This is a genomic window from Enterobacter sp. QK-SA4, from assembly GCF_056856775.1.
Window position 1 is genome coordinate 1,325,241 of sequence record NZ_JBXFXH010000007.1, and the last position, 15,966, is coordinate 1,341,206.

Sequence of the window (15,966 nt, forward strand, 5' to 3'; positions counted from 1 at the left end):
TAGCCGCCACCCGGCAACGCAGACCGCACTAAATCACGCTCAGCGCCTTCTCCACCACGTTCTCAACGGTAAAGCCGAAGTACGGGAACAGCTTATCGGCAGGGGCGGATTCACCGTAACCCCGCATGCCGACAATCGCCCCTTTGAGCCCGACATACTTGTACCAGTAGTCGGCAATACCGGCTTCCACCGCTACGCGAGCCGCGACGCTGGACGGCAGGACCGATTCACGGTACGCCTCGTCCTGGGCATCAAAAATATCCGTTGAGGGCAGGGACACCACGCGCACCGCGTGTCCTTCGGCAGTCAGTTTCTCCGCCGCTTTCACCGTAATTTCCACCTCGGAGCCGGTCGCAATCAGGATCACGTCCGGCTTGCCGCCGCTGTCCTTCAGGATGTAGCCGCCGCGGGCGATGTTCTTCACCTGCTCCGGGGTTCGCTCAATCTGCGCCAGGTTCTGGCGTGACAGAATCAGTGCCGTTGGGCCGTTGTGGCGTTCTACCGCCAGCTTCCAGCCCACCGCCGCTTCGACCTGATCGCACGGACGCCAGGTGCTGAAGTTCGGCGTCAGACGCAGGCTTGCCAGCTGTTCAACCGCCTGGTGCGTAGGCCCGTCTTCCCCCAGCCCGATGGAGTCATGGGTGTAGACCATAATCTGCCGCGCCTTCATCAGTGCCGCCATGCGCGCCGCGTTGCGGGCGTACTCGACGAACATCAGGAAGGTGGCGGTATACGGCACAAACCCGCCGTGATGGGCGATGCCGTTGGCAATGGCGGTCATCCCGAACTCGCGCACGCCGTAGTGGATGTAGTTCCCGGCAATGTCCTCTTTAAGCGATTTTGAGCCCGACCAGATGGTCAGGTTACTCGGTGCCAGGTCCGCCGAGCCGCCGAGCAGTTCGGGCAGAAGAGGGCCGATTGCGTTCAGGGTATTTTGCGACGCCTTGCGGGTGGCGATTTTCGCCGGGTTGGACTGCAGGTTTTCAATCAGCGCCTGGGTTTTATCGTCCCAGTCCTCCGGCAGGCCGCCGCTCATGCGGCGGGAAAACTCGGCAGCGAGATCCGGGTGCGCTTTTTTGTAGGCGGTAAACTTCTCGTTCCAGGCCTGCTGGGCCTTTTCACCCGCCTCACGGGCATCCCAGGCTCTGTAGATCTCTTTCGGGATCTCAAACGGTGGATGTTTCCAGCCCAGCTTTTGCCGGGTCAGCGCGACTTCCTCCTCGCCCAGCGCCGCGCCGTGCGCCTCCTCTTTGCCCGCCTTGTTCGGCGAGCCGAAGCCGATGACCGTGCGGCAGATAATCAGGGACGGTTTGTCCTTCACGCTCTGCGCTTCCTGAATCGCTTTTTTCACCGCTTCAGGGTCATGGCCGTCGATCTCGTGCACAACGTGCCAGTGATAGGCTTCAAAGCGTTTTGCCGTGTCGTCGGTAAACCAGCCTTCGGTCTCCCCGTCGATGGAGATGCCGTTGTGATCGTAGAAGCCAATCAGCTTGCCGAGCCCCAGCGTGCCCGCCAGGGAGCAGACCTCATGGGAAATCCCCTCCATCAGGCAGCCGTCACCCATAAACACGTAGGTATAGTGGTCGACAATTTCGTGGTCCGGCTGGTTAAACTGCGCCGCCAGCGTGCGTTCGGCAATTGCCAGCCCAACCGCATTGGCCAGCCCCTGACCGAGCGGCCCGGTGGTGGTCTCCACCCCTGGCGTATAGCCAATCTCAGGGTGCCCCGGCGTTTTGGAGTGCAGCTGGCGGAAGTTTTTCAGCTCCTCAAGCGGCAGATCGTAGCCGGAAAGGTGCAGCAGGCTGTAGAGAAGCATTGAGGCGTGACCGTTGGAGAGAATAAAGCGATCGCGATCGTACCAGGTCGGGTCATTGGGGTTGTGCTTCAGAAAGTCGTTCCACAGTACTTCGGCAATATCAGCCATGCCCATCGGCGCGCCGGGGTGGCCGGAATTGGCTTTTTGCACGGCATCCATGCTGAGGGCGCGAATGGCATTGGCTAGCTCTTTACGGGACATAGTTCACTCCGTGGCAAGGTTAAAGTTTGGCGGCGAGAAGATCTTCAAGTTTGCGCTGGTCGACGGCGAACTGGCGGATGCCGTCCGCCAGTTTTTCCACGGCCATGGCGTCCTGATTGTGCTCCCAGCGGAACTCCGCTTCGGTCATGGATTTTGGTTTTGGCAGAACGGTGGAGGTCGGCACCAGCTTGCGGATCACCGTTTCTTCTTTGTCCTGTAGCTCCTGAAGCAGGTTAGGGGAGATGGTCAGACGGTCGCAGCCTGCCAGGGCGAGGATCTGCTCGGTACGGCGGAAGCTGGCCCCCATCACGATGGTTTCGTAGCGGTGCTGTTTGTAGTAGTCGTAGATATTACGGACCGATTTCACGCCCGGATCCTCATCCACCACGTACGGATCCATCGGCTGTTTCGCCTGATACCAGTCGTAGATGCGCCCGACAAACGGCGAGACGAGGAACACACCCGCCTCAGCGCAGGCGCGCGCCTGGGCAAACGAGAACAGCAGCGTCAGGTTGCAGTGGATGCCTTCTTTCTCCAGCACCTCTGCCGCGCGGATGCCTTCCCAGGTGGAGGCCAGCTTGATCAGAATGCGTGATTTATCGATCCCCTGCTCCTCGTACAGTTCCACTAGGCGGCGGGCTTTGTTAGTGCTTTTTTCTTTATCAAACGAGAGGCGGGCGTCCACTTCGGTCGAGACGCGGCCCGGGATGCTTTTAAGAATTTCCGCACCAAAATTAACCGCCAGCTTATCGCTGGCTTCGGCGACCTGCTGCTCCTGCGTTTTCCCGCGCTGTTTACCGTAGGCAATGGCGTCATCAATCAGATGGCTAAAATGGGCAAGCCCGGCCGCTTTGAGCAGTAGCGAAGGGTTGGTGGTCGCGTCCTCCGGCTGATAGTGGCGAATCGACTCGATATCGCCGCTGTCTGCAACCACGGTGGTGAATTTTTTGATGCCGTCTAGCTGGTTCATAAATGATTACTCCTTGGAAATAAAAGAGTTAGATGAGTGCGTTAGTTCACACTTCTGAAAAAATCATGATGGACTTAACAAAAAAGCATAGCAGACGGGGGAGGCATTGCTTTTGAGACGGGTAACATGGCTGTTATAAATTGATAACAATTTTTAATGTGTGATGGTGAGAGTTTGGCTGCCTTCAAAGTTTAGGAGGCGGCCTGAGGCGATACTAGGCGGCACACCAGGGTGTGCATCAGGATCGCTTACGTCACCCTTTTGACCGATACGTGAAAGGAAAAATAAGATGGATGAGCAGTTGAAACAGAGTGCCCTCGATTTTCACGAGTTTCCTGTCCCGGGGAAAATCCAGGTCTCCCCAACCAAGCCGCTGGCAACCCAGCGCGATCTGGCGCTGGCCTATTCGCCGGGCGTGGCTGCACCGTGTCTGGAAATCGAAAAAGACCCGCTGGCGGCCTACAAATACACCGCGCGTGGCAACCTTGTCGCCGTGATCTCTAACGGCACGGCGGTGCTGGGTCTGGGCAACATCGGCGCGCTGGCCGGTAAGCCGGTGATGGAAGGGAAGGGGGTACTGTTCAAGAAATTCGCCGGTATCGACGTGTTCGATATCGAGGTGGACGAACTCGATCCTGACAAATTCATCAACGTGGTGGCCGCGCTGGAGCCGACCTTCGGCGGGATCAACCTGGAAGACATCAAAGCGCCGGAATGTTTCTATATCGAGCAGAAGCTGCGCGAGCGTATGAACATTCCCGTGTTCCACGATGACCAGCACGGGACCGCGATTATCAGCACCGCCGCGATTCTGAATGGCCTGCGCGTGGTAGAGAAAAATCTCTCCGACGTGCGCATGGTGGTCTCTGGCGCAGGCGCCGCGGCCATCGCCTGTATGAACCTGCTGGTGGCGCTGGGTATGCAGAAACACAACATTGTGGTCTGCGACTCCAAAGGCGTTATCTATAAAGACCGCGAGCCGAACATGGCGGAAACCAAAGCGGCGTACGCGGTCGACGACGACGGTAAACGCACCCTGGACGACGTGATTGACGGCGCGGATATCTTCCTAGGCTGCTCCGGTCCGAAAGTACTGACCCAGGAGATGGTGAAGAAGATGGCGCGTGCGCCAATGATCCTGGCCCTGGCGAACCCTGAGCCGGAAATCCTGCCGCCGCTGGCGAAAGCGGTGCGTGAAGACGCCATCATTTGTACCGGCCGTTCGGACTACCCGAACCAGGTCAACAACGTGCTCTGCTTCCCGTTCATCTTCCGCGGCGCGCTGGACGTCGGCGCAACGGCGATCAACGAAGAGATGAAGCTCGCCGCCGTTCACGCCATCGCGGAGCTGGCGCACGCCGAGCAGAGCGAAGTGGTTGCCTCTGCCTACGGCGATCAGGATCTGAGCTTCGGCCCGGACTACATCATTCCAAAACCGTTCGACCCGCGTCTGATTGTTAAAATTGCGCCAGCCGTTGCCAAAGCGGCGATGGACTCCGGCGTGGCGACGCGTCCGATTCACGATTTCGACGCGTACGTCGATAAGCTCACCGAGTTCGTCTATAAAACGAATCTGTTCATGAAGCCGATCTTCTCCCAGGCGCGCGCCGACGCGAAGCGCGTGGTGCTGGCGGAAGGGGAAGAGGCGCGCGTGCTGCACGCCACCCAGGAGCTGATCACCTTAGGCCTGGCGAAACCGATCCTGATTGGTCGTCCGAGCGTGATTGAAATGCGTATCCAGAAGCTGGGCCTGCAGATTAAGCCGGGCGTCGACTTCGAGATCGTGAACAACGAATCCGATCCGCGCTTCAAAGAGTACTGGAGCGAATACTACGCGATCATGAAGCGCCGGGGGATCACCCAGGAGCAGGCGCAGAAAGCGGTGATCAGCAACACGACGGTGATCGGCGCGATCATGGTGCATCGCGGCGAGGCGGACGCGCTGATCTGCGGCACAATCGGCGATTACCACGAGCACTTTAGCGTGGTGCAGGAGATCTTCGGCTATCGCGACGGCGTCCATACCGCCGGGGCGATGAACGCGCTGCTGCTGCCAAGCGGCAACACCTTTATTGCGGATACTTACGTTAACGACGATCCGACCCCGGACGAGCTGGCGGAAATCACGGTGATGGCCGCCGAGACCGTGCGTCGCTTTGGTATCGAGCCGAAGGTGGCGCTGCTGTCGCACTCTAACTTTGGTTCGTCTAAATCCGCGGCGGCCTGCAAAATGCGTCAGACGCTGGACCTGGTGCGCGAGCGTGCGCCGGAGCTGATGATTGACGGGGAAATGCACGGCGATGCCGCGCTGGTGGAAAGCATCCGTAACGAACGTATGCCGGACAGCCCGCTGAAGGGATCGGCCAATATACTGATTATGCCGAACGTGGAAGCGGCGCGTATCAGCTATAACCTGCTGCGCGTCTCCAGCTCTGAAGGGGTGACCGTAGGACCGGTACTGATGGGCGTAGCGAAACCGGTGCATGTGTTAACGCCGATTGCCTCCGTGCGCCGTATCGTGAATATGGTGGCGCTGGCGGTGGTTGAGGCGCAGACGCAGCCGCTGTAATTTTTACCCTCACCCTAACCCTCTCCCAAAGGGAGAGGGCCGGGGTGAAGGGAGGGTTACACCCAGTCCCGAACCTGAATAAACTCACGCAAGGCAGCCTCCGGGCTGCCTTCTTTTGGTTCGTAGCAGTACTCCCAGCGCACCAGCGGCGGCATCGACATCAGAATCGACTCCGTGCGCCCGCCGGTCTGCAGGCCGAACAGCGTCCCGCGATCCCATACCAGGTTGAACTCCACGTAGCGCCCGCGGCGGTAAAGCTGGAACTCGCGCTCGCGCACGCCGTAATCGGTATTTTTACGACGCTCGACAATCGGCAGATAGGCGTCGGTGTAGCCTTCGCCTACCGCGCGCATAAAGCTGAACGCGGTATCAAAATCAGGCGCGTTGAGATCGTCAAAGAACAGCCCGCCGATGCCGCGCTGCTCGTCGCGGTGCTTCAGGTAAAAGTAGTCATCGCACCACTTTTTGAATTTCGGGTAGACGTCTTCGCCAAACGGCAGGCAAAGGTCCCGCGCGGTGGTGTGCCAGTGCACGGCATCCTCTTCGAAGCCGTAGTAGGGCGTTAAATCGAAACCGCCGCCGAACCACCAGACCGGGTCGGCGCCCGGTTTTTCCGCAATGAAAAAGCGCACGTTGGCATGGCTGGTGGGCACGAACGGGTTGTGCGGGTGCACTACGAGCGAGACGCCCATCGCCTCGAAGCTGCGGCCCGCGAGTTCAGGACGATGCGCCGTCGCAGACGCGGGCATGGCGTCGCCGTGAACGTGGGAAAAATTCACGCCCGCCTGTTCGAAGATGCCGCCGTTACGCAGCACCCGGCTGCGCCCGCCGCCACCGGCCTCGCGCTGCCAGGTATCTTCCTGAAATTCACCGCCGTCTGCGGCGGCGAGTTTCTGGCAGATTTCATCCTGCAGCTGCAGCAGGAAGGTTTTGACCAGTTGAGCATCGGGTTTCATCAACGTTTCCTGGAGTGCGCTTTTTGGTTATCGAACCAGTTGAAGTAACTGATAATGCCGGAGGCGATGGCGTTGGCGATCTTCTGACGAAACGCCGTGGTGCCGAGGAGCCGCTCTTCTTCCGGGTTGGTAATAAAGGACGTTTCCACCAGCACGGACGGGATGGACGGCGATTTCAGGACCACGAACGCCGCCTGCTCGGTGCCTTTGCTGTGCAGACGATGCACCGGCTTAATCTTCTTCAGAATATGCGAGCCGAGCGTCAGGCTGTTTTTGATCGTATCCGTCTGCACGAGGTCGAACAGCACCTGCTGTAGCAGGTGGTCTTTGTCAGTGGCTTTCTTCCCGGCGACTTCATCCGCGCGGTTTTCGCGGTCGGAGAGGTATTTTGCCATGGCGCTACTGGCGCCACGGTTGGAAAGCGCAAACACCGAGGCTCCGGCCGCGGAAGGGTTGGTAAAGCCGTCGGCGTGGATCGACATAAACAGATCCGCACCGTGCTGGTGGGCGATCTCAACGCGGTCATACAGCGGAATAAAGGTGTCGCCAGAGCGCGTCAGACGGGCGTCAATGCCGTTGCTGCGTAAAATTGCGCGCACGTTTTTTGCAATTGCCAGCACGACGTGTTTTTCTTTCGACCCGTTTTTGCCTATAGCGCCGGTATCAATACCGCCGTGGCCCGGGTCGAGCATCACCAGGCGCTTCGCGCCCGGCTTTTTGGTTTTCGGTTTGCTGTGTCCGTTACTGGTTTTGAGCGTGCTCTCGTCTTTTGCCTGAGCCTGCTTTGCGATGCCCGTTAACGTTAAGGCCGCCAGCCCCGCTTTGAGAACCTGACGACGCGATGTGAGTGCTTTTAATGGTTTGAATGTGCTCATGCGGCCTGAATACTAAAAAATGGGGTCCTGGTGTTATATCGTATCGTGTTTCCCGTTACGACAGTCCATATTGATAATTGTTTTACTTTTCATTTCAATACGTGACAAAGTGACATTATGCCAAATTTTGGCGAGATTTTCCCCGGTTATTGGCGAAAGGCGAGCTTCGCGCCATAATCACTGTTTTTAAACCCGAAAAGGCGGTTAATACCATGGAGATACGCGTTTTTCGCCAGGAAGATTTCGAAGAGGTGATCACCCTTTGGGAGCGCTGCGATCTGCTGCGTCCGTGGAACGATCCGGAAATGGATATCGAACGTAAGGTGAATCACGACGTCAGTCTGTTTCTGGTCGCGGAAGTCAACGGCGAGGTTGTGGGGACGGTCATGGGCGGTTATGACGGCCACCGCGGCTCGGCCTATTATCTGGGCGTCCACCCCGAATACCGTGGCCGCGGCATTGCCAATGCGCTGCTGAACCGGCTCGAGAAGAAGCTGATCGCCCGTGGCTGCCCGAAAATCCAGATCATGGTGCGGGAAGATAACGACGTGGTGCTGGGCATGTATGAGCGCCTGGGCTACGAGCATTCCGACGTGCTGAGTTTAGGAAAGCGTCTGATCGAAGATGAAGAGTACTGAGATCCACCCGGCAGACTATGACGCGCAGGGCCGCGTCAGGCTGCCTTTTTTATTCTGGTGCGTTCTGCTGCTCCAGGCCCGGACCTGGGTGCTGTTTGTGATGGCCGCCGCGTCGCGCGGGCAGGGCGACACGCTGCTGAATCTCTTTTATCCCGATCATGACGCCTTCTGGCTCGGCTTGCTGCCGGGCGTACCGGCGGTGGTCGTTTTTTTATGCAGCGGACGACGGCATGCGATCCCCCGTTTTTGGGGCGCGCTTCGCTGGCTGCTGGTCCTCGCCCAGGTTGCGCTGCTCTTCTGGCAGCCGGTACTCTGGTGGTACGGTGAACCGCTGACGGGCACCGGCGTTGCGCTGGTGGTTGCCGATATTGTGGCCCTGCTGTGGCTGCTGACCAACCCGCGTCTTCGCGCCTGTTTTGCGCATCAGGATGATTAATCCGGCACTTTTTGCCGATGTCGCACTCCAACAAGCGTTGATTTAACAAGAAAGGACGTTTCAATGAAATCGCTGCGTTTATTTTTATGCGCTCTCCCGCTGGCGTTGACCGGCTGTTCGACGCTCTCCTCCATTAACTGGTCCGCCGCGTATCCGTGGAACTGGTTTGGCTCATCAACGGAAGTGACCGAGCAGGGCGTGGGGAAAATTACCGCCGCGACGGCGCTGGATCAGGACGCTATTCAGGATGCGCTCAGCGGCGATTACCGCCTGCGCAGCGGCATGAAAACGGAGAATGGCAATATTGTTCGCTATTACGAAGCGCTGAAGGGTGACAAGCTTGCGCTGGTGATCAACGGTGACAAAGGCACCGTAAACCGTATCGCTGTGATGGATGAAGATATTCCGACGGCGAGCGGTGTAAAAGTGGGTACGCCGTTCAGCGAACTTTATAAGCAGGCTTTTGGCAACTGCACCAGCCTGCCGTCTGACGACAAAGTCGCGGTGGAATGTAAGGCGGAAGGCAGCCAGCACATCAGCTATGTCTTCACCGGAACCTGGAGCGGTCCGGAAGGACTAATGCCGTCTGACGACACGCTCAAGAGCTGGAAAGTGAGCAAAATACTCTGGAAGCAGTAATTTGCGCCTGAACAAACCGCCTCGCTGAAATCCGGGTATAATAGCCGCCATCAATGCCACGCTGACGTGGCATCTTTATTTCAGGAGGAGCGATGTCTCAGGTTCAGAGTGGCATTTTGCCAGAACATTGCCGCGCGGCGATTTGGATTGAAGCCAATGTTAAAGGGGACGTGGATGCCCTGCGTGCGGCCAGTAAAGCGTTTGTTGATAAGCTGGCAACCTTCCAGGCCAAATTCCCGGAAGCCCACCTCGGCGCCGTTGTTGCCTTTGGCAATAACGTCTGGCGTCAGCTGAGCGGTGGCGAAGGGGCGGAAGAGCTGAAAGACTTCATCCCTTACGGCAAAGGTCTGGCTCCGGCAACTCAGTACGACGTGCTGATCCATATTCTCTCCTTGCGTCACGACGTGAATTTCTCCGTTGCCCAGGCGGCAGTAGCGGCTTTTGGCGACAGCATTGAGGTGCAGGAAGAGGTTCACGGCTTCCGCTGGGTGGAAGAGCGCGATCTGAGCGGCTTCGTCGACGGCACCGAAAACCCGGCGGGTGAAGAGACGCGTCGCGACGTGGCGGTGATCAAAGACGGCGTGGACGCGGGCGGCAGCTACGTGTTCGTGCAGCGCTGGGAGCACAACCTCAAGCAGCTTAACCGCATGAGCGTGCACGATCAGGAGATGATGATTGGCCGCACTAAAGAAGCCAACGAAGAGATCGACGGCGACGACCGTCCAGTAACCTCTCACCTGACCCGCGTTGACCTCAAAGAAGACGGCAAAGGGCTGAAGATTGTCCGCCAGAGCCTGCCGTACGGCACGGCAAGCGGCACGCACGGCCTCTACTTCTGCGCGTACTGCGCGCGCCTGTATAACATTGAGCAGCAGCTGCTGAGCATGTTCGGCGATACCGACGGCAAGCGCGACGCCATGCTGCGCTTCACCAAACCGGTGACCGGCGGCTATTACTTTGCGCCGTCCGTTGAGCGTCTGCTGGCGCTGTAATGTCCTTTCTCCCTCTCCCTGCGGGAGAGGGCTGGGGTGAAGGCATCAGGCCTCACCCTTATTCCCTTTTCTGCTTCTAAATCACCAAACGGTATATAAAACCGTTACTCCTTTCATCCCCGTTATAAATATTATGACTATAAGATAGTCATCACATTTATAAGGGTGCGCAATGGCCGTTACTGTACTGAAAAAAGGAACTCTGGCGCTGGCAGGTTTACTGCTGGTGGCACAGGCGCAGGCGACTGAACTGTTAAACAGTTCGTATGACGTTTCCCGCGAGCTGTTTGCCGCCCTTAATCCCCCGTTTGAACAGCAGTGGGCGAAAGACAATAACGGCGACAAGCTGACCATCAAGCAGTCCCACGCCGGATCGTCCAAGCAGGCGCTGGCGATTTTGCAGGGCCTGAAAGCGGATGTGGTGACCTACAACCAGGTGACTGACGTGCAGATCCTGCATGACAAAGGCAAGCTCATCCCGGCGGACTGGCAGAGTCGTCTGCCGAACAACAGCTCCCCGTTCTATTCCACCATGGGCTTCCTGGTGCGTAAGGGCAACCCGAAGAATATCCACGACTGGAGCGACCTGGTGCGTTCCGACGTGAAGCTGATTTTCCCGAACCCAAAAACCTCCGGTAACGCTCGCTACACCTATTTAGCCGCGTGGGGCGCGGCCGACAAGGCTGACGGTAATGATAAAGCCAAAACCGAGCAGTTCATGACCCAGTTCCTGAAAAACGTCGAAGTGTTTGATACCGGCGGCCGCGGGGCGACCACGACTTTCGCGGAGCGTGGTCTCGGCGACGTGCTGATCAGCTTTGAATCGGAAGTGAATAACATCCGCAAACAGTACGAAGCGCAGGGCTTCGAGGTCGTTATCCCGAAAACCAACATCCTGGCCGAGTTCCCGGTGGCGTGGGTGGATAAAAACGTGCAGGCAAACGGTACCGAGAAAGCGGCAAAAGCCTATCTCAACTACCTGTACAGCCCGCAGGCGCAGACCATCATTACCGATTACTACTACCGCGTGAACAACCCGGACGTAATGAACAAGCTGAAAGATAAGTTCCCGCAGACCGATTTGTTCCGCGTGGAAGATCGTTTCGGCTCCTGGCCTGATGTGATGAAAACGCATTTTGCCAGCGGCGGTGAGTTAGACAAACTGCTGGCGGCGGGGCATAAGTAATGTTTGCAGTTTCGACAAAACGCGTGCTGCCGGGCTTTACCTTGAGCCTCGGGACAAGCCTGCTGTTCGTCTGCCTGATCCTGCTGTTGCCGCTCAGCGCGCTGGTGATGCAGCTTGCTCAGATGAGCTGGGCGCAGTACTGGGACGTGGTCACCAACCCGCAGGTGGTGGCGGCCTACAAGGTGACGCTGCTGTCGGCGTTTGTTGCCTCTATTTTTAACGGCGTGTTTGGCCTGCTGATGGCGTGGATCTTAACCCGCTATCGCTTCCCGGGCCGCACGCTGCTTGACGCCCTGATGGATCTGCCGTTTGCGCTGCCGACGGCGGTGGCGGGCTTAACCCTCGCGTCGCTCTTCTCTGTGAACGGGCTGTACGGCGAGTGGCTGGCGAAATTTGATATCAAAGTGACCTACACCTGGCTCGGTATCGCGGTGGCGATGGCCTTTACCAGCATCCCGTTTGTGGTCCGTACCGTGCAGCCGGTGCTGGAAGAGTTGGGTCCGGAATACGAAGAAGCGGCGGAAACGCTGGGTGCCACGCGCTGGCAGAGCTTCCGCAAGGTGGTTCTGCCGGAACTCTCTCCGGCGCTGATGGCGGGCGTTGCGCTGTCGTTTACCCGCAGCCTCGGTGAGTTCGGCGCGGTGATTTTTATCGCCGGGAACATCGCCTGGAAAACTGAAGTCACCTCGCTGATGATTTTTATCCGTTTGCAGGAGTTTGATTATCCGGCGGCGAGCGCGATTGCCTCGGTGATCCTGGCGGCCTCGCTGCTGCTGCTGTACTCGATTAACACTCTGCAAAGTCGCTTTGGTCGACGTGTGGTAGGTCACTGATGGCGGAAGTTACGCAATTGAAGCGATACGATGCACCCCGCATCAACTGGGGTAAATGGTTTCTGATTGGGGCGGGCGTGCTGGTTTCCGCCCTCATTCTCGTCGTGCCGACGGTTTATATCTTCGTCCAGGCGTTCAGCAAAGGGCTGATGCCCGCGCTGGAAAATCTGGCGAACCCGGATATGCTGCATGCCATCTGGCTGACGGTGCTGATTGCGCTGATCACCGTGCCGGTGAACCTCGTGTTCGGGACCCTGCTGGCCTGGCTGGTAACCCGCTTTAACTTCCCGGGACGTCAGCTGCTGCTGACCCTGCTGGACATTCCTTTCGCCGTATCGCCGGTGGTGGCGGGTCTGGTGTACCTGCTCTTTTACGGCTCCAACGGTCCGTTGGGCGGCTGGCTGGACGAGCATAACCTGCAGATCATGTTCGCCTGGCCGGGCATGGTGCTGGTCACCATCTTCGTGACCTGTCCGTTTGTGGTGCGTGAGCTGGTGCCGGTGATGTTAAGCCAGGGGAGCAACGAAGACGAAGCGGCGGTGCTGCTGGGCGCTTCCGGCTGGCAGATGTTCCGCCGCGTGACGCTGCCGAACATTCGCTGGGCGCTGCTTTACGGCGTGGTGCTGACCAACGCCCGCGCGATTGGCGAGTTCGGTGCCGTTTCCGTTGTTTCCGGGTCGATTCGCGGTGAAACCCTGTCGCTGCCGCTCCAGATTGAGCTGCTGCAGCAGGACTACAATACCATCGGCTCGTTTACTGCCGCAGCGTTACTGACGCTGATGGCCATTTTGACCCTGTTTTTGAAGAGTGTGGTGCAGTGGCGTTTAGAAAATCAGGAAAAACGTCAGCATCAGGAGGGAAATCATGAGCATTGAGATTGCCAATATTAAGAAGTCTTTTGGTCGCACCCAGGTGCTGAATGATATCTCGCTGGATATACCTTCCGGACAAATGGTGGCGCTGCTGGGGCCGTCCGGCTCGGGCAAAACCACGCTGCTGCGTATTATCGCCGGGCTTGAGCATCAGACCAGCGGGCACATCCGCTTTCACGGCACCGACGTGAGCCGCCTGCACGCCCGCGATCGTAAAGTAGGATTTGTATTCCAGCATTACGCGCTGTTCCGCCACATGACCGTGTTCGACAACATCGCATTTGGCCTGACCGTGCTGCCGCGTCGCGAACGTCCGGATACGGCAACCATTAAGGCCAAAGTGACCAAACTGCTGGAGATGGTGCAGCTGGCTCACCTGGCGGACCGTTTCCCGGCCCAGCTGTCCGGCGGGCAGAAACAGCGCGTGGCGCTGGCGCGCGCGCTGGCCGTTGAGCCGCAAATTCTGCTGCTGGATGAACCCTTCGGCGCGCTGGATGCGCAGGTGCGTAAAGAGCTGCGCCGCTGGCTGCGTCAGCTGCATGAAGAGCTGAAATTCACCAGCGTCTTCGTGACCCACGATCAGGAAGAGGCGATGGAAGTTGCGGATCGCGTGGTGGTCATGAGCCAGGGCAACATTGAGCAGGTTGACGAGCCGGAGCAGCTCTGGCGTGAACCGGCGACCCGCTTCGTGCTGGAGTTTATGGGCGAGGTAAACCGTCTTCAGGGTACTATTCGCGGTGGACAGTTCCACGTGGGCGCGCACCGCTGGCCCTTGGGCTATACCTCCGCGCATCAGGGGCCGGTCGATCTGTTCCTGCGTCCGTGGGAAGTCGACGTGAGCCGCCGAACCAGCCTGGATTCACCGCTGCCGGTGCAGGTGCTGGAAGCTAGCCTTAAAGGTCACTACACCCAATTGGTGGTACAGCCGCTGGGCTGGTATACCGAGCCGCTGACCGTGGTCATGCGCGACGACGTGCCGCCGCACCGGGGTGAGCGCCTGTTTGTCGGGCTGCAGCACGCCCGTATTTATCACGGGAAGGAGCGCATCGAGACGCGCGAGGATATTGCTCTGGCGGAGTCAGCCTGATAGGTTATTAGGATGTTTATCGCCCGGTGGCGCTGCGCTGACCGGGCCTACAGTTATCACTGCGTCTTGTAGGCCGGGATCGCTGCGCGCGCCCCGGCTTTTTTATTGAGTAAAAATCGTGAATACACTCGAACACACCATCGGCAACACTCCTCTGGTCAAGCTTCAGCGCATGGGGCCAGACAACGGCAGTGAAATCTGGGTCAAACTCGAAGGCAATAACCCGGCGGGGTCGGTGAAAGACCGCGCGGCGCTGTCGATGATTGTCCAGGCCGAAAAACGCGGAGAAATTAAGCCTGGCGACGTGCTCATAGAGGCCACCAGCGGCAACACCGGTATCGCCCTGGCGATGATTGCGGCGCTGAAAGGCTACCGCATGAAGCTGCTGATGCCGGACAATATGAGCCAGGAGCGCCGCGCCGCGATGCGTGCCTACGGGGCCGAGCTGATTCTGGTTACCAAAGAGCAGGGAATGGAAGGTGCGCGCGACCTGGCGTTAGAAATGGCCGAGCGCGGCGAAGGTAAACTGCTGGATCAGTTCAACAACCCGGACAACCCGTACGCGCACTACACCACCACCGGCCCGGAAATCTGGCAGCAAACCGACGGGCGTATCACCCATTTTGTCTCCAGCATGGGCACCACCGGCACCATTACCGGGGTATCACGTTTTCTGCGCGAGCAGGAAAAAGCCGTCACCATCGTTGGCCTCCAGCCGGAAGAGGGGAGCAGCATTCCGGGCATTCGCCGCTGGCCGGCGGAGTATATGCCCGGCATCTTTAATGCGCAGCTGGTGGATCAGGTGCTGGATCTTCACCAGCGCGAGGCGGAAAATACCATGCGTGAGCTGGCCGTGCGCGAAGGTATCTTCTGCGGCGTCAGCTCGGGCGGCGCGGTAGCGGGTGCGATTCGGGTAGCGCAGGCAAACCCGGGTGCCGTAGTGGTGGCGATTATTTGCGATCGCGGCGATCGCTATCTGTCTACCGGCGTCTTTGGTGAAGAGAGTTATTCGCAGGGGGCGGGGATTTAAGCGTCATGGAGATGATTTTATTCCGGGATAACACCCGGGCGCAGCAAACCGACATTGTCGCCGTGCAGTCGCAGGTGGTTTACGGCAGCGTGGGGAACAGCATTGCGGTACCGAATATTCGTACCCACAGGCTGAACGTTACCGCCGTGCCGACGGTACTGTTTAGCAACACGCCGCACTACGACACGTTTTATGGTGGGGTGATCCCCGACGAGTGGTTCAGCGGCTATCTTAAGGCACTGGAAGAGCGCGACATCCTGCGCGAGCTTAAAGCGGTCACCACCGGCTATATGGGCAGCGCCAGCCAGATCGTCCTGCTGGCTCAATGGCTGAAGGCGGTCAAAGCGCAGCATCCTGACCTGCTGGTGCTGGTCGACCCGGTTATCGGCGATATCGACAGCGGTATGTACGTGAAGCCTGAGATCCCGCAGGCGTATCGGGAACACCTGCTGCCGCTGGCGCAGGGGATCACGCCAAACGTCTATGAGCTGGAAGTGTTAAGCGGCAAACCGTGCCGTACGCCTGAGAGCGCCATCTCTGCGGCGCAGGGACTGCTCTCCGACAGCCTGAAATGGGTGGCGATCACCAGCGCGCCGGTGGCCGATGACCCGGAAAACATCCACGTAGTGCTGGTGACGAATGAAGGCGTGACCGTCAGCGCGCATCCGCGCGTAGAAACCGATCTGAAAGGGACGGGCGACCTGTTCTGTTCAGAGCTGGTGAGCGGAATTGTTGAGGGGAAAACCGTTGCCGACGCCATTCGCATGGCCGGCGATCGGGTGACTGATGTGATGCTCTATACCCAGTCGAAAGGCTACGACGAGCTTATCCTACCGGCATAAACAAAAATGGCGCCCGAAGGCGCC

At 58.5% G+C, this 15,966-nt stretch carries 15 protein-coding genes; 11 read left to right on the forward strand and 4 right to left on the reverse strand.

Annotation, left to right across the window (positions count from 1 at the left end):
- Window positions 1-28: 28 nt before the first annotated feature.
- A complete protein-coding gene (gene tkt, locus AC1VYI_RS07940) occupies window positions 29-2,017 on the reverse strand; it encodes a transketolase (RefSeq protein ID WP_045355349.1) in 1,989 nt (662 codons plus the stop codon).
- A gap of 19 nt (window positions 2,018-2,036) precedes the next feature.
- Complete coding sequence (gene tal, locus AC1VYI_RS07945; protein ID WP_134867296.1) at window positions 2,037-2,987, reverse strand: transaldolase; 951 nt, start codon at window positions 2,985-2,987, stop codon at window positions 2,037-2,039.
- 289 nt (window positions 2,988-3,276) lie between these two features.
- Between tal and maeB the strand changes: the two genes are divergently transcribed.
- Complete coding sequence (maeB, locus tag AC1VYI_RS07950) at window positions 3,277-5,556, forward strand: NADP-dependent oxaloacetate-decarboxylating malate dehydrogenase (protein ID WP_045355350.1); 2,280 nt, start codon at window positions 3,277-3,279, stop codon at window positions 5,554-5,556.
- 56 nt (window positions 5,557-5,612) lie between these two features.
- Here the strand turns inward: maeB and hemF are convergent, their stop codons facing one another.
- Both hemF and amiA read right to left on the reverse strand, forming a co-directional pair.
- Window positions 5,613-6,512 carry an oxygen-dependent coproporphyrinogen oxidase gene (gene hemF, locus AC1VYI_RS07955; protein WP_023308740.1) on the reverse strand — a complete coding sequence of 300 codons (900 nt, stop codon included), beginning with the start codon at window positions 6,510-6,512 and terminating at the stop codon, window positions 5,613-5,615.
- The gene (gene amiA, locus AC1VYI_RS07960) at window positions 6,512-7,387 is read right to left on the reverse strand and encodes an N-acetylmuramoyl-L-alanine amidase AmiA (RefSeq protein ID WP_023308739.1); all 876 of its coding nucleotides are present in this window, start codon (window positions 7,385-7,387) and stop codon (window positions 6,512-6,514) included. Before amiA ends, hemF begins: the two co-directional genes overlap by 1 nt.
- A gap of 212 nt (window positions 7,388-7,599) precedes the next feature.
- On the opposite strand from amiA, the gene AC1VYI_RS07965 reads away from it, so the two are divergent.
- The 10 genes from AC1VYI_RS07965 (at window position 7,600) to pdxK (ending at window position 15,942) form a co-directional block, all read left to right on the forward strand.
- Window positions 7,600-8,025, forward strand: coding sequence for a GNAT family acetyltransferase (locus AC1VYI_RS07965; RefSeq protein WP_023308738.1), 426 nt, complete (start codon window positions 7,600-7,602; stop codon window positions 8,023-8,025).
- Window positions 8,012-8,461: a DUF2919 domain-containing protein gene (locus AC1VYI_RS07970; RefSeq protein WP_226484153.1), complete on the forward strand. Its 450-nt coding sequence runs from the start codon at window positions 8,012-8,014 to the stop codon at window positions 8,459-8,461. Before AC1VYI_RS07965 ends, AC1VYI_RS07970 begins: the two co-directional genes overlap by 14 nt.
- Before the next feature lie 63 nt (window positions 8,462-8,524).
- A complete protein-coding gene (locus tag AC1VYI_RS07975; RefSeq protein WP_023308736.1) occupies window positions 8,525-9,100 on the forward strand; it encodes an RpoE-regulated lipoprotein in 576 nt (191 codons plus the stop codon).
- Between the two features lie 92 nt (window positions 9,101-9,192).
- Entirely contained in the window at window positions 9,193-10,092 is a 900-nt protein-coding gene (locus tag AC1VYI_RS07980) for a Dyp-type peroxidase (protein ID WP_045355354.1), read from the forward strand.
- A 172-nt stretch (window positions 10,093-10,264) separates the two neighbouring features.
- The gene (locus tag AC1VYI_RS07985) at window positions 10,265-11,278 is read left to right on the forward strand and encodes a sulfate ABC transporter substrate-binding protein (protein WP_087823076.1); all 1,014 of its coding nucleotides are present in this window, start codon (window positions 10,265-10,267) and stop codon (window positions 11,276-11,278) included.
- Window positions 11,278-12,111, forward strand: coding sequence for a sulfate/thiosulfate ABC transporter permease CysT (gene cysT, locus AC1VYI_RS07990; protein ID WP_004123378.1), 834 nt, complete (start codon window positions 11,278-11,280; stop codon window positions 12,109-12,111). Before AC1VYI_RS07985 ends, cysT begins: the two co-directional genes overlap by 1 nt.
- Window positions 12,111-12,986, forward strand: a complete 876-nt coding sequence (gene cysW / locus AC1VYI_RS07995) for a sulfate/thiosulfate ABC transporter permease CysW (RefSeq protein WP_023308733.1) — start codon at window positions 12,111-12,113, stop codon at window positions 12,984-12,986. Before cysT ends, cysW begins: the two co-directional genes overlap by 1 nt.
- The gene (cysA, locus tag AC1VYI_RS08000) at window positions 12,976-14,070 is read left to right on the forward strand and encodes a sulfate/thiosulfate ABC transporter ATP-binding protein CysA (protein ID WP_134867297.1); all 1,095 of its coding nucleotides are present in this window, start codon (window positions 12,976-12,978) and stop codon (window positions 14,068-14,070) included. The genes cysW and cysA overlap by 11 nt, the downstream gene beginning before the upstream one ends.
- Window positions 14,071-14,188: 118 nt before the next feature.
- Window positions 14,189-15,100: a cysteine synthase CysM gene (gene cysM, locus AC1VYI_RS08005; protein ID WP_032643539.1), complete on the forward strand. Its 912-nt coding sequence runs from the start codon at window positions 14,189-14,191 to the stop codon at window positions 15,098-15,100.
- A 5-nt stretch (window positions 15,101-15,105) separates the two neighbouring features.
- Window positions 15,106-15,942 carry a pyridoxine/pyridoxal/pyridoxamine kinase gene (gene pdxK, locus AC1VYI_RS08010; protein WP_063408676.1) on the forward strand — a complete coding sequence of 279 codons (837 nt, stop codon included), beginning with the start codon at window positions 15,106-15,108 and terminating at the stop codon, window positions 15,940-15,942.
- The last annotated feature ends 24 nt before the right edge of the window (window positions 15,943-15,966 follow it).